Here is a 24,766-nt window from a genome sequence, read left to right on the forward strand (position 1 = left end):
ACCACTAATTACGTCATAAGACCTTATGTATCTCATCTGCTTGAGGTGATTCGAGATATCTCTTCTCATCTCCGTTGACAATTATCTTGTCATTGCCTTCTCTCAAAGAGCCTATGACAGCTGCAGGAATTCCCTCCTGCTCAAGTTTTCTTACCAGTCCTTCTCCGTCAGATGTCGCTATCAAAAGAGCTCCTCCCGACGTAAGCTGATAAGGATTCACCTCAAAAAACTCGCAGATCTCGATAGTCTCCTGTCTCACAGGAATCTTTCTAAGGTCCACTTCAAGTCCGCAGCCTGCTTTTTCTGACATTTCCCACAGGCAGGCATAAATCCCCCCTGAAGAAACATCATGTATAGCGGTGACTGAGGACTCCACCGCGACTGCAGCCTCCGCTCGTATATCAAGCAGCTCTTTAAAACGCTGAGCCTCCTCGATAAAGGGTACCGGATATCTTGCAGAAAGCTCCTCCATTTTCTCTGAGGCCAGCATGGCTGTACCTTCTAGAGCTATCCACTTCGTGACCACAAGGTCATCTCCTGCAACGGGCTTTGATGTAGCCAGGGAACTCTCTGTACTTCCGGCGACTGCGCAGGCTGTAACAAGTGCTCTGCTCACAGCTCCGGTAACCTCAGTGTGTCCGCCACAATACTGAACATCGCAGAGCTTTGATGCAGCTATAGCTCCCTTTACGATGTCTTTTACCGTCTTCTCCTCTGCATCTGCAGGAAGCATGACAGAGACTGTTACATGGTCAGGTATTATACCCTGCGAGAAAAGACCTGTAAGCGCCTTCACAACTGCATAAAATCCGGGATCTGCAATATCCGCAGTAACAGTTGCCACTGCACTGAATGCATTTTTATTTGAAGAAAAAGCGCAGTCTGACCCTACAGCTGCGCTTTTAACATCTTTATATTCTGTTCTAAGTAGCTTTAAAACCGAGCGCTTAAGAGCATTCTCAGTTATCTTACCAATTCTCATATAATCTCCGGGAGGCATTAGTTAGTCTGGATGGATTCTGCATCACCTTCTGGCTGCTGTGCCTGTGCTGCCTGCTCAGCCTGAACTCTCAGCTGCTCATTGGCGGCATTAACAGCATCTGCTGCTGCCTGATTGGCTGCCTCAGCGCCCTCTGTTCCGGCTGCATTTCTAGCTGCTGCCAGAGCACCTGCTACTGCCTTGACCGTTCCGACATCCCTTGTTGCTATTGCTGTCTGAAGCTGTGAAAGAGCTGCCTCATCTGCTCCTGCGGTTCCGACGGTAACAATCTTGGGCACCATCTTATAAGTGCTGGAATTAACAACTTCTCTGGAAGTCTCACCGTTCTCTGTTACAATCTTCCAAAGCTGCGCCTTGTAGCCAAGGTGAGCCGACTGTGTTCCAACATATCCAACGCCCTGAGACGGATCTGTTACAAATTCATCAGCAGAAGCCGGAGTTGTCTCCAGAACCTCGCTCTCGTAAGAAACCTTACGGCCTGACGGTCTGGTCTCCACACCATAAATAGTAAAGGTAATGTGCTTGTCTGATGTAGTGTACCCCTCGATATAAATAGGGTGCTCGGTACTGTTTACAAATTTAAAGTTCTTGCCTCCTGACTCTGCAATAGCTGCATCAGCCGAAGGAGAAACATATGTTACGATCATTGAATGGTTGTGTCTCTCAGTAACTTCCAGCTCTGAAAGAAGCACAGCGTTATAAAGAGTTGTTGAAACCTGGCAGATACCGCCACCAATACTCTCAACAACAAGTCCGTTCAGATATGAACCTGCAGGAAAATATCCGTTTGACTCTGTGAATGGTGTAATGGTATCAAGTACGGAGAACTCCTCTCCGGGGTAAATTGTTGATCCGTTGATCAGTCTGCATCCGTTGGCAACATTGGCACTTCTCGATGCTCCTGATGTCTTGTAGCTTGTTGTGTATGTTCCCAGAACATCTCTTACAAGTGCGAGTTCTTCCTCGCTTCCCTGAGGCTCATCAGCCTTAACGGAGAGCTGTACAGTATTATCGCCGCCACCGAGCTTGTTCTGAATAAAATCTTCTACTATTGATACTGACTCCGGCTGGTCTACAAGATATCCTGTCTGTCCGTCTGATACCTTAAAACCGTCCTCTGTCTTGGTCAGTGTATAATTGATCTTCTCCTGATCGTAAGCCTCAGCACATGAAGCTATTATGCCCTCAAGAGTTTCTCTCTCATATCCGTAGGCAATATCATAAGTATGATTCTGATGCTGAAGATCTTTGAGTGCCTTGTATCTCTCTATTACGTTGCCCTGATGACCAAGGGAATACGCATCCTCAACAACTGATGTATTACTCCAGTATAGTCCTATATCCAGGCCAGTGAACTGCTGCTCCTTGCCTTCACCGACAACCAGGGTAATGGGCTGCGTCGAAACCTCATCTACATATGAAGTAACTGCACTTTCTGCCTCACTAATGCTCATACCGGAAACATCAACCGGTCCAATGAACACGCCCTTTGCGATTTGTCTGCCATCTGAAGCATATGCTCTTGTTGATGGGATAAGTACCATCAGCAAAACCGCAATTCCAACGGCCCCAAAAAATTTTTTCATAATACTTCCTCTGTGATATTATGTAAATGGAATCACCACGTTTTTACTGAAAGGATATTATAGATGAAATTCCCCTTTTTAGCAAGCTTCATACTCATATGCATTGTTGTGAATCTACTGATGCGCAGAACCTCAAGAAAGACAGAAGAGCAGGAAGCCAGCTTCTGGGAAAAAGAGCTTGCGTCGAACAATGTCAGGAAAAAGAGTCTTGAAAATCTGGAGTACATACACATTCCCTTCGACCTTCTCCCCTTCGGAACAGCAGGCGATGATTCCGCCCTTCAGACTGCGGAAGATGAACTTACCGCACTCAAGGATGAAAAGATTGTAAATCTCACCGGTATCAGCAATACCGATCTTAAGCTTGAATACGGCACAGCCAATATAACCCCTCTTACGCAGTATGACCAGAACTACACAGCTCTTGTCTGCTCACTGCAGAAGTGGGGTCAGGCTCTTTATGACCGTGGCAGATTTGAAGATGCTGCAAGTGTCCTGGAGTTTGCCGTCAAGACCCGCACAGATATCACTGCAACCTACAGGATTCTCATTGATCTGTATAAGACAAAGCTTGGTCTTAGCGAAGAAGAGATCCGGAAAAAACTGGACGGTCTCGTTCCAATCGCCAAGAACCTCAATGCCCTCAGCAGACAAACTATCCTTAAACTGCTTCAGCCGGAAGAGAACGAATAAATCTGTCGAACGCTTCCTGTCCGTCAGGTGTGCGTTTGTAAACACCTGCGTCCTCAAGAACGTGCATGAAGACCTCTCCGATCTCATTCTGAATTATCTCATCTATATTAGATTCGTCTATATTCTCATATTTTGTCTTAAAGGCATCCACCCAGTCTGCGTGCTTCTCAAGCTCTTTGTCAGCTCGCAGGTCTGCGCCTTCAAGCATGGCCTTTTTAAGAGAAGCCATCTCACCTTTAAGTCTCGCAGGAAGAACTGCAAGTCCCATTACCTCTATAAGACCGATATTCTCCTTCTTTATATGATGTAGCTCAGCGTGAGGATGATATACCCCCAGAGGATGTTCCTCTGTTGTTATGTTGTTTCTGAGTACAAGGTCAAGCTCATAGTTTTCTCCGCGTTTTCTGGCAATCGGAGTTATGGTGTTGTGCGGTGTTCCGTCAGTCTCAGCATAGATAAAAGCCGCTTCATCGGTATAGCTTCTCCACTTGCCAAGGATGACATCCGCAAGAGCTATTATCCTCTCATAGTCCGGAGCAGAAAGCCTTATTACAGACATCGGCCACTTAACAACTCCGCTCTTTACATCCTCAAATCCTTTTACGGTAAAAGACCTCTCGACAGGAGCCTTGGCCATTGCAAATGTATAATGTCCTCCCTGGAAATGATCGTGGCTTAAGATCGATCCGCCAACAATCGGAAGGTCAGCATTTGATCCCACAAAATAATGCGGGAACTGCTTAACGAAATCAAAGAGCTTGCAGAAAGTGTCATGCTCTATCTTCATCGGAATATGCTTTGAATTGAACACGATACAGTGCTCATTGTAGTAAACATACGGAGAATACTGGAATCCCCACTTTGAATCCTGAATGGTAACCGGGATTATCCTGTGATTTTCTCTGGCAGGATGATCAACTCTTCCTGAGTATCCCTCATTCTCCCAGCAAAGCTGACACTTGGGATAGCCACTCTGCTTGGCATTTCTGGCTGCCGCAATGGCCTTGGGGTCCTTCTCCGGCTTGGAAAGGTTGATGGTAATATCAAGATCCCCGTACTCGCAAGGTGCGATCCACTTCATATCTCTGGCAATTCTGTAGCGCCTGATATAATCGGTATTCTTGGAGAAGTTGTAGTAATAGTTCGTCGCTTCTTCAGGACTCTTTTTATAAAGTTCTTTAAACTTTGCGATTACAGCGCTTGGTCTCTCTGTCAAAAGACCCATTACCTTCGTGTCAAAAAGATCTCTGTAGACAACACTGTCATTCTCTATCAGTCCTTTTTCGACAGCAAAATCATCGATCTCCTTAAGAACACCTTCAAGGTAGGCTGAGAGTTCTTTTTCGTCAGTAGAAATCTCTCCGGCAAGAACCTCTATATCTGATATCTCATACTCTGCGCTCTCCAGTCCCAGCGTAAGAAGCAGAGAATTTACAGTATAAATGATATCTTCTTTTTCAATAAGACCTGTGGCAAGTGCATATGCAGCCAGCTTTTTAACAGCTTCCATCATATCTCCTTTGTATTCCTCAAGATACGGATCACTCCAACTTAGCAAACCTGTGGGCCTCCACCAATTTCTACAGTATAGAAAGTAGCGTCATAGCCGATCTTCTTTTTGTAGTTCTCGCCTACTGTCTTCTTGAAGTTCTCAATGGCTTCATCCTTGACAATAGAAACAGTGCAGCCTCCGAATCCGCCGCCTGTCATACGTGAACCGATGACTCCCGGAATCTTCCATGCTTCCTCGGCAAGAGTATCAAGCTCTACACCTGTTACGTCATAGTCGTCTCTGAGAGACTCATGAGACTGTCTCATCAGCTCACCGAAGTGATTGATATCACCGGCCTTAAGAGCCTTAACAGCTTCGATTGTACGCTGATTCTCATATACAGCGTGTTTTGCCTTCCTCTGCATATCAGGGTCTGTAAGCAGGTGCTTGTTGGCTTCAAACTCTTCAATAGTAAGATCTCCCAAAGTCTTGATATCAAGGCTCTTCTGAAGAATTGCAAGAGCTGCCTCGCAGGTACTGCGTCTTGCATTGTACTGGGAATCTGTCAGTTTATGTTTCTTATTGGTATTGGTGATTATGATCTTGGCACCCTCAAGTGCGATAGGTGCATATTCAAAAGAAAGATCGGCAGTATCGAGGAAGATCGCATTGTTTTCCTTACCCATGGCTGCAGCGAACTGATCCATGATTCCGCAGTTGCAGCCGTTGTAATTGTTCTCTGAATACTGTCCGATAAGGGCTATATCCTGGTTGGCAACATCAAAGCCATAGAGGTCTCTTAAGATAAATCCTGTGAGTACCTCAAGGGATGCTGAGGATGAAAGACCGGAACCGTTAGGGATATTTCCGTAAATGACCATATCAAATCCGGTATCAAGCTTCATGCCTCTCTTTTCAAACGCCCAAACAACTCCCTTTGGATAGTTGGTCCAGCCGGCTTCATCATAGGGCTTAAGATCATCGAGAGATGTCTCGACAACTCCGCGTCTGTCCTGATTAACAGAATAGAACCTCATTTTGTTGTCATCTCTTTTAACAGCAGCGCCGTAAGTTCCGATTGTCAGCGCGCAGGGAAAAACATGTCCGCCGTTGTAATCGGTGTGCTCTCCGATAAGATTTACTCTGCCCGGGGCAAAATAAGCCTTTACCTTATCGTTTTTTCCAAAAACCTTCTCAAAGTTTTCAAGGACCGCTTTCTTCATCTCCTGATCGATCATATAACCCTCCTGTTTGTTACAAATAAATTGAATTGTCTTATGGCATAATCATACCTTCTTAATCAGCTATTTTCCATACCACATTGTTCACATAACCTGTCGAAATGTTAAAAAATACGCCCCGTGACCAATCGGTCACAGGGCGCATGTAGCAATCTTATTTTTAAACACTTATCAGTTCTTAGCTGCTTCGATGAGCTTATCCTTGAGCTGGTTCTCGATCTGAGCAAGCTCAGCCTCAGCCTCACGGCGCTTAGCCTTACCTTCAGTCTGGATCTTAAGAACTTCATCAAGAGTTGAGATAAGGGACTCATTGGTATGCTTAAGAGTCTCAATATCAACAATTCCTCTCTCAGCCTCTTTAGCACTCTCAATTGTAGCAACCTTAAGAGCATCTGCATTCTTTCTAAGAAGGTTATTGGTCATATCGTTAACCTCTCTCTCTGCTCTTGCAGCCTGAGTAGCGTGCTCGATACCCATAGCGATAACCATCTGGTTCTTCCAGAGCGGGATTGTATTAACAATTGTAGACTGGATCTTCTCAGCCATCATTGTGTCAGATGACTGTACCATACGGATCTGAGGACCTGTCTGCATTGCAATTGTTCTTGTAAGCTCGAGATCATAGAGCTTTTTCTCGAATCTGTCGCACTTGTTGGCGAAGTCCTTGGCTGCCTCTGCATCCTCAGGAAGTCCTGACTGCTCAGCCTTCTTCTGAAGCTCTACAAGAGTTGTGCTTCTCTCCTCCTCAAGTCTCTTCTTACCTGCAAGGATATACATTGTAAGCTCCTTGTAGTAGTTGAGGTTGAGGTCATACATCTTATCAAGTACATCAACGTCCTTAAGAAGCGTAACCTGATGCTTCTCAAGCTCGTTGGCGATTGTCTGAACGTTAACTTCAGCCTTGGCATATTTAGCCTTCATGCCCTCAAACTTGTTGGCACTCTTCTTGAAAAGAGCTCTGATTCCCTTCTCATCCTCTTCGATCTCAAAACCTTTAAGCTCGGTAACAAGATTTGTGATCATGTTTCCAACTTCGCCCATATCCTTGGTTCTGACATTCTCGATAGCCTTCTCTGAGAAGTCTGCAAGCTTCTTCTGTGTGCCAACACCGTAGTTCATAACACCTGTGGTATTGGAAATGTCGATCTGTTTGCTGAATTCATCAACCTGCTTGAGTTCCTCAGCAGTAAGCTGTGCCTCAAGTGCGATGTTTCCGTTTGATGCCTCAGCTTCAGGTGTTGCCTGCGCTGCCTGTGCTGCAGGTGCCTCCGCTGTCTGAGCCTCTGCTCCGAAACTAAGTGATGGTGCAGCAGGTGCTGCTCCGAATTCTAACTCTGCTCCCATTGTCATCCTCCTAAAAACTATATATTCATATAAAATCATTTACAAATTATTCAGGCTTGGTCAGAGTCTGTGCTCCGCCCTGTGACTGAATCTGTGCCTGCGCCTGAGCTGCTCCTGCGCTCATGCCCATAACCTGTGCCGAAAAGCCCTGGCTCTCATTGGTAAGACCGTCCTGAGCCATCATAGTCTTCATTACAGAAATATCCGATGAGATATCCCATGCCATATCCTGGAACAGGCTGTCCAGAAGATTTTCAAAGGCCATGTTGATGGTATCGATAGCTGCATCTATTTCAAGCTTGGTCTTGGTAATATTATCTCCAACCTCAGGCTCTTTATCCAGTTCCACATAAGCATTAAGAAGCTTCTTGGTTGTGGGCAGATAATAATTCATCAGCTTGTGAAGCTCATCTGCACTGGATGGATCCTTTTTAACCTGTGCAAAGATCCTGTTCATGATCTCTTCAAGTCTGTAAAGCTTGTTTGAAAGCTCTTCCGTATCAGGAATCTTGTCGTTTATTCCTCTTACAAAGTTGATATACTCTTTGCCCTCTTCCAGGATTGAGATAGCCGCCTCGGGAAGTTTGGCATATTCGGCATTCCTTGCCTTGAGCTGCTCCATCTCGGCTTTCTTTTGCTCGTTTTCTCTCTGCTCTCTTGCAATCCTGTCCTGCTGAGCTCCGAGGTACTGCTCGTATGCTCTGTCTGTAACCATGCAGACCGTTTCAGTGCTGTCGAGCCTTGCTCTGGGAAGGAAGCCAAGCTTTATCATTCCCTTGATGTCTTTTAATACTTCTTTGTCGCCCTTAACTGCGACCTTGGCAAGATCTGCTATATTGAAGTATTCAGCCTCACCCAAGATGTTTCCGTACTGGTAATACTTCTTGGCAAGGTCGTATTTCTTCATTCCCCTAAAGAATCCAAAAGTACAGCCTGCTGTAATAAGTCCGGTTGCAATGATTCCCCCTACAGATCCTGTAAGCAGCGCTCCAAGAAAACTCATGAAGACGAAAGATCCGATGGCTCCTGTAAAGACCATCTGCGGTACTCCGAGGTACTTGCTGATCCTCTTCTGGAAGAACGGGATTATCCTGGGCTGAGCCTTGGCCGCCCTCTGTCCGTTTTGTCCCATCTGACTTGCGTAGTTGACTCTTCTCTCTATGTTGACGGACTTGATTGCCCTTGCAACATCTGCATGGAGCGTACTGTAGTCATTCCTGTCAATAGCGCTGGAAACACTGTCCAATATTTGATTTCCTGCTTGTAAAAATTCCTGTATATCTTTTGCCAAAACTACATCCTTTCACACTTTGAAGCTATTATCAAAATGCAACTTACATTGTACAGTAAAAATAAGGAAAAGACAATTACTGCTTCTGTCACTTGAAGCCCTATAATTTGCATATTACAATAACTTTATGGAAAAAGCATACAAATTACTCTTTAATACAGAAGAATCAGATGATCTTTACGTATATTGCTGCGGCCTCTCCCAGACGCTTCCGGGGCACAGTTTCGGACCGGCTCTTAAGCCTCACTTCATGATCCACTACTGTCTGAGCGGGAAAGGGAAATTCACTATGGGCGGCAAGACTTATCCGCTAAAGGCCGGATACGGATTCCTGATTGTCCCGGATGAACTTGCCTATTATGTCGCTGACGACAAAGATCCATGGACCTATGCCTGGGTAGGCTTTGGCGGAAACAGGGCTCAGGCCATTGTGTCTCAGCTGGGGCTCTCCGTCAATCAACCGGTCTTTAAGAGCACAGCCAGCGAGGACATCTATGACCTGGTAAAAGACATGATGGACCACAATACCTTCAGTGTAGAAGATGTTCTCAGAAGAAACGGTCTGCTCTCAATGTTTTTGTCAGTCATAGCCTCCGGCATCAGCGTTACAGCAAAAAGCGATCAGGGAAGTGCCAATGACTATGTGACCAAGGCTCAGGACTACATCCGCAGCAACTACTGCAATCCGATCAAGGTCTCTGATATTGCCAATTATGTCTGCATCAACAGGAGCTATCTGTACACTCTTTTTGAAAAGACCCTTGGGATATCCCCACAGCAGTACCTGACCAGTTACCGCATTGCCAAGGCTGTTGAACTTTTACAGCTCACAAGGCTTTCCATCGAATCAATAGCCATATCATGCGGATATTCGGACCCTCTTGTATTCTCCAAAGCTTTTCGCCAGGAGAAAAAGATGTCTCCGTCCCAGTACAGGAAGTCGCTTCCAAAGAGTGACTCCCAGGCTGCCAGCAAGGAGCATCTGTTGCAGGTGGAAAAACTTATCGAAGAAAGACATTTGGAATCCAACGATCCCAACTAAAAAATGCCCTCCACGCGTTGTGGAGGGCTTTCTTATCGTATTATCTTATTTTACTTCAATCTGAAGCTTGTCGAGATGCCATACTTCATCAACATATTCCTGAATTGTTCTGTCAGATGAGAACTTACCGCAGCATGCTGTGTTCATCAGTGACATCTTAGCCCAGCGCTTCTTGTCAGCGTAGGCATCAGTGATCCTCCTCTGAGCCTCAAGATATGCCTCGAAGTCCTTAAGGATGAAGTACTGATCTGCCTTGTTGGAGTTGATGGTGTTAAGCAGGCAGTTGTAAAGCGGTCTGAAGAGCTCTCTGTCCTGTGAGAAAGTACCGTCCACCAGCTTATCCAGAACAGATTTAACGTTAGGATTACTGTTGTAGATATCCATCGGATTATATCCGCCGTTTCTCTCATAGTCCATAACCTCCTGGGAGGTAAGTCCGAAGATAACAGCGTTCTCTTCACCAACTTCATTAACGATCTCAACGTTGGCTCCGTCCATGGTTCCAAGAGTTACCGCTCCGTTGAGCATCATCTTCATGTTACCGGTTCCGGAAGCCTCTTTACTTGCAGTTGAAATCTGCTCTGATACGTCAGCTGCAGCAAATATAAGCTCTGCATTGGAAACCTTGTAGTCCTCAATGAATACAACCCTGAGCTTGCCCTTGATATCGGGATCATTGTTAACAACATCCGCAACGGAGTTGATGAGCTTGATCGTAAGCTTGGCTGTAAGATATCCGGCTGCTGCCTTTGCTCCAAAGATATAAGTCTTGGGATAAAAATCTTTTCCCGGATGCGCCTTGATATCGTTATATTTATGGATTACCTGAAGGATATTAAGGAGCTGTCTCTTGTATTCGTGAAGTCTCTTAACCTGAACATCAAAAATTGACTTGGGATCAACATCAACACCGTTGTGCTCCTTGATGTACGCGGCAAGACGTTTCTTGTTCTGATACTTTATGTCCATGAACTCCTCAAGGGCCTTCTTGTCGTTAACAAATGCCTTGAGTTTCTCCATCTCAGACAGATCTGTTATCCAGCCGTCCCCGATCTTGTCAGTAACCCAGTCTGCCAGGAGCGGATTTGCATGCAAAAGAAATCTTCTCTGAGTGATACCGTTAGTCTTGTTGTTGAACTTCTCGGGCATCATCTCGTAGAAGTCCTTAAGTTCTCTCTTTTCAAGGATCTCGGTATGAAGCTTGGCAACACCGTTTACCGAATGACCTCCTACAATGGCAAGATGAGCCATCTTAACCTGGTTATCATAGAGGATAGCCATACTTCTTATCTTGGCCTGAACATCAATTCCTGCATGGTTTGTGTACTTACGCATGATCTGGTCAACGAATCTTCTGTTGATCTCATCTACTATCTGATAGATTCTCGGGAGCAGTCTCTGGAAAAGATCTACCGGCCACTTCTCAAGAGCCTCTGCCATGATTGTGTGGTTTGTATAGCAGCATGTCTTGATCGTAACTTCCCAGGCCTCGTCCCATGAAAGATAATACTCATCCATAAGCAGTCTCATAAGCTCTGCAACAGCCACTGTCGGGTGGGTATCATTGAGCTGGAACACTGCCTTCTCATAGAATTTTCTTACATCGTCATGATGCTTTAAATATCTCTTTATCGCGGTCTGAACCGAAGCAGAGATAAAGAAATACTGCTGCTTTAATCTAAGCTCTTTTCCCGCAATATGGTTGTCGTTGGGATAGAGGACTTCACATAGCTGGCTGGCAAGGTTCTCCTGCTCTACAGCCTTCTGATAATCGCCCTTATCAAAGGAATCAAGCTGGAAGCACTGAACAGGCTCAGCGTCCCAGATCCTGAGCGTGTTAACAACACCGTTTCCATATCCAACAATAGGAAGATCATATGGTACAGCCTTAACTACCTGATATCCCTCCTGTGTAAACACGGTTCTTCCACGTTCATCGGTGTGCATGTTCACATAACCGCCAAATTTAACTTCCTTAGCGTATTCATTTCTTCTAAGTTCAAAAGGATTTCCGTTCTCAAGCCAGTTGTCAGGAGCCTCAATCTGGTAACCATCATGGATTTTCTGGCGGAACATACCATATTTATAGCGGATTCCACAGCCATAGGCCATGTATCCAAGCGTTGAGAGCGAATCAAGGAAGCAAGCTGCAAGCCTTCCAAGACCACCGTTCCCTAGAGCCGGATCCGGTTCCTGATCCTCTACAAGATTTACATCTATGCCGAGTTCATCAAGAGCTTCTTTAACAGGCTTATAAGCCTGGAGATTGATAAGATTATTACCAAATGCCCTGCCCATAAGGAATTCCATGGACATATAGTAAACAATCTTTGGATCCTGTTCGGCAGCTGCCTTCTGTGTTGTCATCCAATGATCAACTATGGCATCCTTGATAGCATATGCCGAAGCCTGATACAGCTCCTGAGGCGTAGCCTCTTCCATCGTTTTTCTGTAAAGGGTCTTTACGTTATACTGGACACTTCTCTTGAAAAGATCCTTGTCAAAAGAAAGCTTTTTCTTTCTCATGTTCCCTCCTCAAAGAATTTGTTACTCTTACCTGTCTGAATTGTACAAATAATATGTACACCTTTATATTTTACCGCAAATGGACGCTCTTTTCTATAAAGAATCCCTAAAATCAGCATACAACAAGGGCTACCCACTATATGTGGGCAGCCCCTGCCATGTTTTCCCAAATTATTCAATCATTCAATCACTCAAGTGTATAAGAAATGCTGCTTCCAATTGCTCCGCTTCCCTGGATACCGAAATCTGCTGTCTGACCGTTTCCTACTGTTGAATTCCAGGATTCAGGTGTGATTACATAGTAATCGCCCTCTGATGCAACCTTTACGCACCAGCTTGAATCGATCACAACATCGCTCTTAGCGAGTTTAAGCTTCCAGCCGTTAACAACATTACCTTTATTAACAACCCTGAAGTTTACTGTATAACCTGTTCCCCAGCTGTTGATCTGATACTCAAGGCCAAGATCTCCTGTTACTACAGGCTGTGGCTCCGGCTGAGGTTCCGGCTCTGGCTCAGGCTGTGGCTCGGGCTCTGGTTCAGGCTGTGGCTCGGGTTCGGGCTCCGGATCCTGCTGTCCGGGTTTTGCAAGAACCTTCCAGGAATCTACATTAACTGTTCCAAGCTTAGCTATAAGATAAACGTCATGTGTTCCATCAACCTGTGTAACCTTAGCGTTTACAGTTGCGAACTCATTGTTTGTGTTTGAAAGTCTTGCAAATGCAATCTGTGTTCCGTCAACACCATCAAGTCTTACGTCAAGTGCTGTTGCTGCGTTTGTTGCAACTACTGCTGAAAATGCACCTTCTGCCTGTGAGAAGTCTACATTCTTAACTACTAAATAGCCGTTCTGTCTGATGCAAGCATACTGTGTGCCGTTCTTTGAAAGAACTACTGCTGCGTTAAGCTCACTTGATGCTTCTGCTTCTACAGTCTCATAAGGGCTGACTGTGGAAGGCTGAGGCTCCGGCTGTGGTTCTGGCTCGGGCTCAGGTTCGGGCTCCGGATCAACCACAGGAACAGGAGGCATCTCCTTCTTCTGTGTGCATGACCAATAATCGAAATCAACACTGCCCATTGCGCCAACAAAGTAAAGAGTATTCAGGCCTTCATCAACACCTGTCATTGTTGCTGTAAATGCCTTAAACTCGCCGGCTGTGTTGCTAACCATAACGTTTGCAAGCTTCTCGCCGTCAGCACTGCCCTTTCTGACTTCAAGAACTGATGGGCCATCTGCTTTTACCTGAACGGTAATGGCTCCAACACCTTTATCGAAATAAACATCTGAAACTTTGAAATAATCACCTTTATCAATTCCCTTAACATAAACCTGTCCGGGAGTTCCTTTTTCTTTTTCAACTCCTGAGCTCTCAAACATAAGCTCTGCCTGAACTGTGTTATAAGGATCAATCTTTGGTGCTGCGAAAGATGTTACTGAATTTGAAAGTACTAATCCCCCTGCCAGGAATAAACTCGTGGCAAATGTTACAATTTTCTTCATACTTCACCTCCGTATACCACTACTTTTCACGTAATTGCGTACACAATTTATAAATATACATCCTCGAGTAAGACAATTGTAGCAGAAAACGTTTAAGTAAACCACTAATTTGTTACAAAAAATGTCACAATCTTTTCGGTCAAAAAGTAGTCCTTTTTACTTAAAATAAAAGTTTCGTTATTGGAGGAGACTTAGAACGCCCTGATTTCGGGCAAAAAAAGCCCCATTCCTTTCAGAACGGGGCTAATCCTCACCGGTTTAAAACACTCAATTGCCTATAACTATGTACTTGTTTCCGCTTGGGGTACTCTCAACAGCCTTCTCAAGCTCTTTTGTCAGAGTCTCATCGTACTCTCCGCTCTCTGCGACTGCCACAGCGTCCTCTCTCTTCATACAGATATATTCAGACGGGCTGTACCTGTCAGTAAGGCTCTGCCATGTATCGTCCGGCAAAAGCTCGCCGTTATATACATCAGGCCTGTACCAGGAGCTCCTGTAGTCGATATCGTTCCAGATGATCGTGCTCTTTACGGGTATCTCCTTGTAAGCTTCATCCCACTCGGCGCAGGTAATGTCATAATAAGTGTTCTGTCCTGCCCAGTCTCCGGCTTTGTCTGCCATATCAATCAGCGAAACCACAGTGATGACGCTCATAAGGGCTGCCATAACCCCAAGAAGCTGCTCCGGCAGCAATCTCTTTTCCAACACCAGGTCTATGATCCCCATAACCAGAAGGACCGTAGCGGGAGCAAAGAACCTGAAATAGAAGGTATCCATGCTGGATCTGTACCTGACAACAATAAACATCACGTAGTAAAATGCCGCCATTGCAACAAGGACCGCTCCTCTGTTCATGATGCCCTTATCCAGGCACATTCTGACAACAACTGCGATTAGCACGATAACCAGCAGTACAAACAAAGCCTTGTAGCCCATGGACATCTCACTTATATACTCAGGAACGCTCAGGGAAAAGACATTGAACACCTCCGTCACAAGACTGTTAAAAAGGTCATCTGTCAGAGTAACATAGTCATCCCACCAGGTTCCTCTTGCAACGCCGGTTGGGTATCCGTTCCTTAACTTATTCATCACAAGGTATGATACGCAAGCCACTCCGCTGCATGCAGCGCTTATGAAAAGACCTTTGAGCTTTCCAAAAACAGCTCCGCTCTCATGACCGTTTTTCCTGCCCTTTATATATCCAATAAGCATGACAATCCAGTAGAATCCCGCAACAAACCAGGCATATATTCCGAAGTATCTTGTAAGGAACGCTGCTGTTCCAAATACGCCAAGAAGCACATAGTGCCTGATTCCGGGATTATCCTGACTCACAATCTTCCCAAGCATCAGAGCAAGCAGAAGAAGAAACAGCTCAAAAGGCACTTCACTCCAGGTGTAGTAGCATAGTGTAAGAAATCCTATATTGGTAAAAGCAAGGGCATATAGCCATGCTCTGTCCCTGAACTCAGCCCAAAGGATAATAAATATCAGAGCAACGATGGCCATTGCCACAAACTTGCTGGCAAGATACGCTCCGGTTCCTGTAATCGTCATCATAGCTGCGATCAGAGCCGGGTAAATGATAGGCCAATTGGCGAAATGACTGTTATATCCGGCCAGTCCTTCATAGGAAAAGCCATTGCCGGCCACAAGATTAACCGCCTCTCTGAGATACCCGTCTGAATCAGCGGAAATATATACACCGTCCATAAATCCGGCCTGATAGATCTTAAGAGAAACAGCTGCAAACAAAGCTGCCAGAAATGCCATGTTCCAGATCTTTTTAAATCCCGCTGAAGCAAGCACCCCTGCAATCCCGGCAAAAAGCGAACCACCAAAGATCATGTACAGCACAAAAAGCGCTGTAAGTATGATCACCAGCGGCGCAGAGAAATAAAACATCTCGGCAAGTGTCACGTGGTCATCCAGGACAACCATAAACCCTGCAGAAATTCCCATCTCATATCCTGCAACCTTCATAAAGTAAGGCTCGCAGTTGTTGGCTGTGAAGGTGAAGCTGTACGTCCGACCCTTCTCCATATCAAAAGACATTGATACATCATGCCATGAACCGGCCTCAATTTCAGAAATATCAATGACCGCATCCGAAAGAGTATCCCCGGATTGAGCATCCTGAACCTTAACATCAACCGTTGCCTCAGTAGTTCCTGTCGGAACATCGGTATTGACCATGAGTACCTTAAGAGCCTGAACGCAGTAATTATCGCCCGCAGTATAAGGAAATGTCATGCTCTCCCCGCTCTTCATTTCAACATAAACCGGTTCTTTTCCGAGTCTCGGAAGAATATCTCCGGTCCTGACAGACCCCGGCACCTGTTTTTGAAGAACAAAAAGTAGTCCAAGGCAGACCACAACTGCCAGGACTACTCCAATAATTTTTGTAATTGAAAGCTTTTTTGAATTTGTCATATGCACCCCAAACCGGTCTTAAAGCTCTTTTGCCAGCTTCATTGCCAGCTCGACCGTAGCATCTGAATTGTAGTGATTATGCTCGCCCCAACGGCCAAGGCCATAGACACCACACCCTTTCATATATCTAAGTATACTATCTATTGCTTTCGGTTTGTCTATCGTGTTAACAGGATAAGCATATTCCATGTGGAAATTGATATCTCCGGCTTGCGCGTGATATCTCTCGGTTCTGGTCTCTGTCCAGTAGCCCTTAGCTCCCTCATAGAAGTTGCCGCGAACCAGTATCCTGTGATGGTCCATGTTGTTGCTTGGATAGTATATCCACTGCGCGTCTGTGTTCATGTCTTCAGGATGATAAGTAACTTCAATTGATGTGTGGATGAGCTTGCTGACAGCATCTGTGATTTCCTGCGGAACACCTGTCAGCTTCATGGATGTCCACGGAACTGTCGACACGATTATTTCTGCCTCTATAACGGTTCCGTCCGAGAGCGTAACTCTCTTGTCGGCAGGACTAAGCTCAGTGACGCTGACACCTGTAATGAGCCTCTCACCAAGCGCCTTGCCCATCCTGAGCCACAGCTCGCCGTAACCGTATTCTTTTGGGTAAAAGAACTGTGCGTGTCCCGGCTGTGAACCGGCGGCCTTTTTTTCTCTGCAGGACTTAAGCGTATCCTCATAACTTACATTGGGGAGCTTTTCGAGCCAGTATGTACCAAGCGCGTTGAGATTATCACCAAACATCTTCATGTTATAAGGAAGCATGTACTCTTTGGCGATGAGATCTCCGAGTTTCCAGCTGATCCAGTCCACGAACTTTTCAGGCATCTCCTGCCCAGCATTACATCCTGCAGCTGCTATGGAGTCGAGGAAAGGCTTTTGAATATTCTCAGGGAGCTCCCACAGATTGGCCTCAAAGGGATGATGGATCTCATATTCGCGCTTATCTGCATCCGGAACAAATCCCGGTGTAAAGCGGATCCTGCTGTCCCTGTCATATTCACGCCACTCATCCTTTGGCATAAAGCCAAAAAGAAACCGACAAACTTCAGGTCTCCTAACATCAAGAAAATGGCCTCCTCCGATATCAAGAGGAGAACCATCTACATCCTGTGACCTGCACAGTCCGCCGGCCTGCGCTTCTTTTTCAATTACCGTAAAATTTTCTTCGCCGCGCTGCCTGAGCACATTGGCGAAAGATAGCCCCGCAGGGCCTGCTCCGAGAATCAGATACTTTGTCTTCATGGTAATTTCTTAACCCTTTTCTCATTGTCTTTTAACATAAAAAGAATTCTGAGTGCCTCTGTAACTGACTTAAACTTCAAAGAAGAACTGCTGCCCGTGTAATGGATAGGAACTTCCACCGTATTAAGATCACGGCAGTAATATCTCATCTCTGTCTGATACATATGACCCGTTGAAAGAAATGCATCAAGATTCATATTCCGGAGAACTTCAGCCTTAAATGCCTCAAATCCGCTGGTCATATCCTTGAGCCTTGTGTGAAGCACAAGGTTTGCCAGAAATGTTCCGCCACCACTTAGTACCCTGCGATACAACGGAAGATTCTCAATTCCTCCGCCGGCAGCAAAGCGAGAGCCCCAAACGCAGTCATAGCCCTCACCAAGCTTCTCAATGAACTGCGGGATTTCCTCGGGTTTATGGCTTCCGCCTCCATCCATCTCAATGATCTGCTCTGCACCATCTTCAAGAGCTCTTCTAAAGCCCTCAAGATAACAGCTTATAACGCCGGTACTCTCTTTAAAATATATGCATTTTACACGTCCCGTGTGCTCGTAGCTTCTGATCACCTCAGCTGTATTGTCGGTGCTGTAGTCATCCACCACCGGATAGATGCTGAGATTATCATAGGGAAGTCCCAGAATTCTATCCAGGACCTGCCCCATGGTATCACCCTCGTTTGCAACGGGCATAACAATTATAGTTTTTTTCATCTAAGCGCCATCAAACTTTCTCTACGCCTATTGTAACCTTTTCTCCGTTGATATCCCACTCTTTTGCGTTTTCAACATCAGAGCCGTATACAACTTCGTTGGCAAGAACCTTAGTAGAGATGCTGCTCTCATTGGCCTTAACGATCTTGGCAAGCTTATCGTTGCCGTTTAAGGAAACCTTGATGTGATCCATTACTTCGAATCCGGAATCCTTACGCATGGTCTGAACCTTACTGATAACCTCAAGAACGAATCCCTCGTTGATAAGCTCTTCTGAGAGGTTTGTATCAAGAACTACCGTGATGCCCCAGTTCTCCTGTGAGATGAAGCCCTCTTTCTGAGCCATCTCGATGAGGAGATCATCCTTAACAAGCTCAACATCCACATCATTTACAGTGAACTTGATGTTTCCGTTTGTGTTAAGCTCATCCATTGTGGCATTTCCGTCAAGTCCCTCAAGGTATGCCTTGATAGCACCGATGTTCTTGCCGTACTTAGGTCCCAAAGTCTTAAGCTGCGGCTTGAAGCTGTAGCTTGTAAAGTCTCTTACGTCATCTGTGAAAGCAACGTTCTTGACGTTGAGCTCTTCTCTGATGATATCTGTATAGAACTCGCCTACAGTCTGCTCAGCCTTTACATACATCTGGCCGATAGGCTGACGGTTCTTGATGTTTGCTGCATTTCTTGCTGCTCTTCCAAGTACTACGATATCAAGGACTTCTTCCATATCCTTCTCAAGCTTAGCATCGATGAGAGACTCATCAACTGCAGGGAAATCGCAGAGATGGATAGACTCGGGAGCATCCTTAAAGCTGTTTCTTACAAGGTTCTGGTAGATCTCCTCTGTCATGAAAGGAACCATAGGAGCTGCTGCCTTGGCTACAGTTACAAGAGCAGTGTAAAGAGTCATGTAAGCAGAGATCTTATCCTGCTCCATTCCCTTAGCCCAGAATCTCTCACGGCTGCGGCGTACATACCAGTTACTCATCTCATCGACAAAGTTATCAAGAGCCTTACCTGCTTCAGGGATTCTGTAGTTTGCAAGGTTCTCATCAACTGCCTTTACGCAGCTGTTAAGCTTGGAAAGAAGCCACTTGTCCATAACTGTGAGCTTATCCTGCTCAAGCTTATAATTTGCAGCATCGAAGCCATCGATATTTGCATAAAGTACAAAGAACGCATAGGTATTCCAAAGTGTTCCAAGGAACTTGCGCTGTCCCTCCATAACCGCATCACCTGAGAAACGTGAAGGAAGCCATGGAGCTGAGTTTGTATAGAAGTACCATCTGATAGCATCTGCACCGTACTTCTCAAGGGCATCGAAAGGATCTACCGCATTGCCCTTACTCTTACTCATCTTCTGTCCGTTCTCATCCTGAACAAGACCAAGAACGATAACATTCTTGAACGCAGGCTTGTTGAAAAGAAGTGTAGCCTCGGCGTGAAGTGAGTAGAACCATCCTCTTGTCTGGTCTACAGCCTCTGAGATGAATTCTGCAGGGAACTGCTTCTCAAAGAGCTCCTTGTTCTCAAATGGATAGTGGAGCTGTGCAAACGGCATTGCTCCTGAATCGAACCAGCAGTCGATAACTTCTTTTACCCTGTGCATCTTCTTGCCGCACTTAGGGCATGTGATCTCGAACTTGTCGATGTATGGTCTGTGAAGCTCTGTAGTCTCAGCTGAAGGATCTCCTGAGAGCTCTGCAAGCTCTTTTCTTGATCCTACTGAAAGCTGATGGCCGCAGTCATCACACTCCCAGATATTAAGAGGTGTTCCCCAGTATCTGTCACGGGAGATACCCCAGTCCTGAATGTTCTCAAGCCAGTCGCCAAATCTTCCCTTACCGATTGACTCAGGAACCCAGTTGATCTCTTTATTGTTGCGGATAAGGTCATCCTTAACCTCTGTAACCTTGATGAACCAAGATGAACGAGCATAGTAAAGAAGTGGTGTAGAGCATCTCCAGCAGTGAGGATAATCGTGCTCCATCTTGGGTGCTGAGAAGAGAAGTCCTCTTGCATCAAGATCCTTGAGCACCTCAGGATCTGCGCTTACTGCACCCTCATCCATTTCCTTCTGTGTAGGCTTACATCTGTAACCTGCAAAAGGAGTCTCAGGTTTAAGACGTCCCTCTGAATCAACCATCTGTACAAGAGGCGCATCGTACTTACGTCCGACTCTTGCGTCGTCTTCACCAAATGCAGGAGCGATGTGTACGATACCTGTACCATCTGACATTGTTACGTAGTTGTCGCAGTAGATATAGAATGCCTTCTTGTGCTGCTTGTCAGCCTCATCCTTGGCACACTGATAAAGAGGCTCATACTCCTTGTACTCAAGATCTGTTCCTACATAAGTCTCAAGAACTTCATAAGCCTTCTGACCTTCCTCCTTGGCAAGTGATCCAAGAACTGTGTCAGCAAGGGCTTCAGCCAGATAATATGTGTATCCGTCTGCCGCCTTAACCTTGATATACTTCTCATCAGGGTTTACGCAAAGGCCGATGTTTGAAGGAAGTGTCCATGGTGTTGTTGTCCATGCAAGGAAGTATGCATCCTCTCCTGACACCTTGAAACGTACAACCGCTGTGCGCTCTTTTAATGTCTTATAGCCCTGTGCTACCTCGTGAGATGAAAGAGGTGTTCCACAGCGAGGGCAGTAAGGAACTACCTTGAAGCCCTTGTAAAGAAGACCCTTCTTCCAGATCTCGTTAAGAGCCCACCACTCGGACTCGATAAAGTTGTCATCATATGTGATATATGGGTGCTCCATGTCAGCCCAGAATCCGACTGTACCGGAGAAGTCCTCCCACATTCCCTTGTATTTCCATACGGATTCCTTGCACTTCTTGATGAAAGGCTCCATTCCGTATTCTTCGATCTGCTCCTTGCCGTCAAGGCCAAGCATCTTCTCTACTTCAAGCTCAACAGGAAGACCGTGAGTATCCCAACCGGCCTTACGGGGAACTGTATATCCCTTCATTGTTCTGTAACGAGGGATCATATCCTTGATGGCACGTGTAAGAACGTGTCCGATATGTGGCTTACCATTAGCTGTTGGCGGTCCGTCATAGAACATATACATCTCGCCCTGGCTGCGGGTATCAACGCTCTTCTGGAATATGTCTTCTTTTTTCCAGAACTCTTCTACTTTTTTCTCTCTTCCGACAAAATTCATATCGGTTTCGACTTTGTTATACATCTTGAGCTCCTTTCAATAATGAAAAGGCCCCGTCCTTTGTAAAAAGGACGAGGCCAATAATGTACTCTCGTTATACCACCTGTTTACATACGCGCCCTGCATTTGCAAGGTTGAATACGCTTCTCTCTAACGTGGAGATTCACGTCAGGCTCTACTCGCTTACGCTTTCAACCCTGAAGCTCGGAAGTGATTTTCGGTCATCTATTACTCGCACTGCCTCTCACCAACCGGCAGCTCTCTGGATGCTTTTGTAGAGCCTACTGTCTTCGTCATAGCTTTTTTATTCGATTTAATGCACACATTCTACTACCTTATCAAAAAATATGCAAGAGATTATTTTCCCGTCCAGGCAGCAAATTCCTCATCGGTGCACTTAACAAAGTGAGTGCCATCAACCAGGTGATCTGTACCTTTACTATAATCAATTCCGGAAGTCTTGTAATCATAATTGATGACTTCGCGGTTCTTCTCAAGCTCCGGATTGGGAATCGGGATTGCAGACAAAAGACTCTTCGTATACGGATGAACCGGATTGGAAAAGATCTCATCTGTAGTTCCCGTCTCAAGAAGGTGCCCAAGGTGAAGAACACCGATCCTGTCGGAGATGTATTTTACCATGGAAAGATCATGGGCTATGAACAGATATGCTGTTCCAAGCTCTTCCTGAATATCCTTCATAAGATTTACTACCTGAGCCTGAATTGATACGTCAAGAGCCGATATGCACTCATCTGCAATTACCAGCTTGGGATTAAGCACAAGAGCTCTTGCTATTCCTACTCTCTGTCTCTGGCCGCCTGAAAACTGATGCGGATATCTGTCTGCATGCTCCTTGGCAAGCCCGACCTTTTGCAGGATTGCTTCAACCCTTGCATCCCTCTCTGCTCTGTCCACGTAATGATTGTGAATGTCCAAAGCTTCGCCGATGATGTCTTTTATCTTCTTTCTGGGATTTAAAGATGCCATCGGATCCTGGAAGATCATCTGCATCTGTAACCTCAAGTTCTTCCTGGTTTCTTTCGACATCTTCCCGGAAATATCCATTCCGCAGAAATTTATTGTTCCTTCTGTCGGATCGTAGAGCCTTATAATACTTCTTCCGATTGTTGACTTTCCCGAGCCTGATTCTCCTACAAGGCCGTAGGTCTCGCCGGGGTAAACCTTAAAGCTGACATCGTTGACAGCTTTTACGGTATAGGTCTTGCTCACAGGGAAAAACTGCTTAAGTCCCTTTACCTCCAAAAGAGGCTCTGCATTATAATTTGCTGCCATTTGCCTGCGCCTCCTTCTTCATTCTCTCAATCCTGTTCTTTAACTCGACAGGCATCTCAACCTTGGGTGCTCTTGGATCAAGGAGCCATGTGGCTGCAGAGTGAGTCTCTGTTATCTGGAACATAGGAGGCTCAAGCTTGTCATCAATTTCAAGGGCATAAGCATTTCTCGGTGCGAATGCATCTCCCTCCTTTTCATGAAGAAGGTTTGGCGGCGATCCCGGAATAGTATAAAGCCTGACATCGTCTGTACCAAGATCAGGCATCGCTGACAGAAGGCCCCATGTATACGGGTGCCTTGGATCGTAAAAGATCTCGTTGATGTTTCCTACTTCTACGATCTTACCCGCATACATTACGTTTACATAATCAGCAACCTTGGCAACAACACCCAGATCATGGGTGATATAGATTACTGCGATGTCTCTTTCCTTCTGAACCTTTTTGATAAGCTCAAGTATTTTGGCCTGAATGTTAACGTCCAGGGCTGTTGTCGGCTCGTCACATATAAGAAGGTCAGGGTTACATGAGAGGGCAATGGCGATTACGACCCTCTGTCTCATTCCGCCTGAGAGCTGGTGAGGATACTGCTTCATTCTCTTTTCCGCATCCTCGATACCAACCTCCTTAAGAAGACCGACAGCTCTGTTATATGCATCCTTCTTGTCGATCTTGTAGTGCCAGATCATACCTTCCATGATCTGTTTGCCGATGGTCATTGTGGGGTCAAGACTGGTCATGGGATCCTGGAATACCATGGCGATCCTTCGGCCGTTAATGTGCTTTCTGATCCACTTCTTGTCCATCTTCAGGATATCGGCTTCCTTCCAGACTGCATTTGCATCGTCTTCCGGGTTGTAGTCGATTCCGCCCACATTGTCGCGGTATCTGTAGATGATCTCGCCCTTGTTGACTACTGCGTTCTTGGCAAGGATTCCCATTGCAGCACGCATGGTTACTGACTTACCGGAACCGGATTCACCAACAATGGCTACCGTCTCGCCCTGATACAGATCTATATTTACGCCTCTGATGGCGTGGACCTTACCGGCCGTTGTCTCAAAAGTGATGTCAAGATCTCTGACATCAAGTATTTTTTCACGTTTCTTTTCTTCACTCATCTGTGATCACATCTCCTTAAGCTTTGGATCAAGGGCTTCTCTGAGGCCGTCTGCCACCAGGTTAAAGCTGAGCATGAGCAGAGCCATAACCACAATTGGCGGTATTATCTGGTACGGATGGGTCGTGAAGCTGTTAAAGCCCTCTGAGATCAAAGATCCAAGTGAACATCTCGGTACCGGTATTCCAAGTCCCACAAAGGAAAGGAAGGCCTCTGTGAAGATGGCTGTAGGAATAGAGAACATAACCTGAGTTATGATGGGTCCTATGATGTTCGGCAAAACTTCACTGAAAATGATGTGCATGCTTCCTGCGCCAAGAGTTCTTGATGCCAGAACAAATTCCTGCTCCTTGAGCTTTAACATCTCTGCTCTTGCGATACGGCTCATTCCCACCCACTCAGTGAGCATGAGAGCTACGATGATGGTGAGCATTCCGGGCTTAAATACAAGAAGAAGGAGTGTCACAATGACAAGTCTTGGAATTCCGTTGGCGATCTCAAGGATTCTCTGCATCACCATGTCGACTTTGCCGCCGAAGTATCCCGATATAAGACCATAGCTCATACCGATGATCATATCGATAATGGCTGCAGCAACTGCGATGATGAGTGAAACCTGCGCTCCTGACCAGGTCCTGGTCCAGATATCTCTTCCGAAGTTATCGCTTCCAAACCAGTAGAAGGTATCAGCGAGCTTATTTTCAAAGTAGAGATTTATTGTCTTTGTTCCTGATGTTGTGGATATATTCTCATGTCCGTCAAAAAATCCCGTGTACTCGATAATAGGGATTCTCGGCGCCAGGTTCTTTTTCGAAAGATCCTGCCCCGAATATGTGTAGTCATTCATCACAGGTCCGACAAAAGCAAAGAATGTGATGACGAGGACAAATATAAGACCAAAAACCGCGCTCTTTTTCTTCTTAAATCTCGCCACAACCTCTTTCCAGAAGCTCTGGGAGGCGAAGTTTGAATCAACGAGAATGTCCTCGGTGTTGTTCTTTAATCTGAAATCCGCTTCAGTGGGAACATAAGGCTCTTTTACTGCTGCTATAGTATCTGCCAT

General features: G+C 45.7%; 17 protein-coding genes and 1 other annotated feature. Of the genes, 2 read left to right on the top strand and 15 right to left on the bottom strand.

Annotated features, from left to right (window positions below):
- Positions 1–13: 13 nt before the first annotated feature.
- Both G590_RS0106275 and G590_RS0106280 read right to left on the bottom strand, forming a co-directional pair.
- Positions 14–982: an AIR synthase-related protein gene (locus G590_RS0106275; RefSeq protein WP_026493976.1), complete on the bottom strand. Its 969-nt coding sequence runs from the start codon at positions 980–982 to the stop codon at positions 14–16.
- Between the two features lie 17 nt (positions 983–999).
- Positions 1,000–2,586 carry a VanW family protein gene (locus G590_RS0106280; RefSeq protein ID WP_022764827.1) on the bottom strand — a complete coding sequence of 529 codons (1,587 nt, stop codon included), beginning with the start codon at positions 2,584–2,586 and terminating at the stop codon, positions 1,000–1,002.
- Between the two features lie 120 nt (positions 2,587–2,706).
- Here G590_RS0106280 and G590_RS0106285 point away from each other — a divergent pair, with 120 nt between their 5' ends.
- Positions 2,707–3,279 (top strand): hypothetical protein, encoded by a 573-nt coding sequence (locus tag G590_RS0106285; protein WP_022764828.1) that lies wholly within the window; start codon positions 2,707–2,709, stop codon positions 3,277–3,279.
- Here the strand turns inward: G590_RS0106285 and galT are convergent.
- From galT to G590_RS20480, 4 genes are all read right to left on the bottom strand, one after another.
- On the bottom strand, positions 3,248–4,792 hold the full coding sequence (galT, locus tag G590_RS0106290) for a UDP-glucose--hexose-1-phosphate uridylyltransferase (RefSeq protein ID WP_026493977.1): 1,545 nt from the start codon (positions 4,790–4,792) through the stop codon (positions 3,248–3,250). The two genes, G590_RS0106285 and galT, sit on opposite strands and share 32 nt — an antisense overlap.
- A gap of 38 nt (positions 4,793–4,830) precedes the next feature.
- Positions 4,831–5,994 (bottom strand): galactokinase, encoded by a 1,164-nt coding sequence (locus G590_RS0106295; protein ID WP_334291210.1) that lies wholly within the window; start codon positions 5,992–5,994, stop codon positions 4,831–4,833.
- A gap of 189 nt (positions 5,995–6,183) precedes the next feature.
- Positions 6,184–7,356: a toxic anion resistance protein gene (locus G590_RS0106300; protein ID WP_022764831.1), complete on the bottom strand. Its 1,173-nt coding sequence runs from the start codon at positions 7,354–7,356 to the stop codon at positions 6,184–6,186.
- A 46-nt stretch (positions 7,357–7,402) separates the two neighbouring features.
- The gene (locus G590_RS20480; protein ID WP_155828731.1) at positions 7,403–8,647 is read right to left on the bottom strand and encodes a 5-bromo-4-chloroindolyl phosphate hydrolysis family protein; all 1,245 of its coding nucleotides are present in this window, start codon (positions 8,645–8,647) and stop codon (positions 7,403–7,405) included.
- Positions 8,648–8,774: 127 nt separating this feature from the next.
- On the opposite strand from G590_RS20480, the gene G590_RS0106310 reads away from it, so the two are divergent.
- Complete coding sequence (locus G590_RS0106310; protein ID WP_022764833.1) at positions 8,775–9,689, top strand: AraC family transcriptional regulator; 915 nt, start codon at positions 8,775–8,777, stop codon at positions 9,687–9,689.
- A gap of 45 nt (positions 9,690–9,734) precedes the next feature.
- Here G590_RS0106310 and G590_RS0106315 read toward each other — a convergent pair whose 3' ends face one another.
- The 9 genes from G590_RS0106315 to G590_RS0106355 all read right to left on the bottom strand — a co-directional run bounded on the left by G590_RS0106315 (position 9,735) and on the right by G590_RS0106355 (position 24,766).
- Positions 9,735–12,215 (bottom strand): glycogen/starch/alpha-glucan phosphorylase, encoded by a 2,481-nt coding sequence (locus tag G590_RS0106315; protein WP_022764834.1) that lies wholly within the window; start codon positions 12,213–12,215, stop codon positions 9,735–9,737.
- Positions 12,216–12,402: 187 nt separating this feature from the next.
- Entirely contained in the window at positions 12,403–13,716 is a 1,314-nt protein-coding gene (locus G590_RS0106320) for a carbohydrate-binding protein (protein WP_022764835.1), read from the bottom strand.
- Positions 13,717–13,983: 267 nt separating this feature from the next.
- On the bottom strand, positions 13,984–16,152 hold the full coding sequence (locus tag G590_RS0106325; RefSeq protein ID WP_022764836.1) for a hypothetical protein: 2,169 nt from the start codon (positions 16,150–16,152) through the stop codon (positions 13,984–13,986).
- Between the two features lie 18 nt (positions 16,153–16,170).
- Complete coding sequence (locus G590_RS0106330; protein ID WP_022764837.1) at positions 16,171–17,400, bottom strand: protoporphyrinogen/coproporphyrinogen oxidase; 1,230 nt, start codon at positions 17,398–17,400, stop codon at positions 16,171–16,173.
- On the bottom strand, positions 17,397–18,110 hold the full coding sequence (locus tag G590_RS18610; protein WP_022764838.1) for a glycosyltransferase: 714 nt from the start codon (positions 18,108–18,110) through the stop codon (positions 17,397–17,399). The genes G590_RS0106330 and G590_RS18610 overlap by 4 nt, the downstream gene beginning before the upstream one ends.
- Positions 18,111–18,120: 10 nt before the next feature.
- Positions 18,121–21,312, bottom strand: a complete 3,192-nt coding sequence (ileS, locus tag G590_RS0106340) for an isoleucine--tRNA ligase (RefSeq protein WP_022764839.1) — start codon at positions 21,310–21,312, stop codon at positions 18,121–18,123.
- A 40-nt stretch (positions 21,313–21,352) separates the two neighbouring features.
- Positions 21,353–21,594: a binding site (T-box leader), on the bottom strand.
- Positions 21,595–21,645: 51 nt separating this feature from the next.
- Positions 21,646–22,584 carry an ABC transporter ATP-binding protein gene (locus G590_RS0106345; protein WP_022764840.1) on the bottom strand — a complete coding sequence of 313 codons (939 nt, stop codon included), beginning with the start codon at positions 22,582–22,584 and terminating at the stop codon, positions 21,646–21,648.
- The gene (locus G590_RS0106350; protein WP_022764841.1) at positions 22,568–23,704 is read right to left on the bottom strand and encodes an ABC transporter ATP-binding protein; all 1,137 of its coding nucleotides are present in this window, start codon (positions 23,702–23,704) and stop codon (positions 22,568–22,570) included. Before G590_RS0106350 ends, G590_RS0106345 begins: the two co-directional genes overlap by 17 nt.
- 6 nt (positions 23,705–23,710) lie before the next feature.
- A complete protein-coding gene (locus tag G590_RS0106355) occupies positions 23,711–24,766 on the bottom strand; it encodes an ABC transporter permease (RefSeq protein ID WP_022764842.1) in 1,056 nt (351 codons plus the stop codon).

This window comes from Butyrivibrio sp. XPD2006 (genome assembly GCF_000420865.1).
Taxonomy (GTDB): domain Bacteria; phylum Bacillota; class Clostridia; order Lachnospirales; family Lachnospiraceae; genus Butyrivibrio.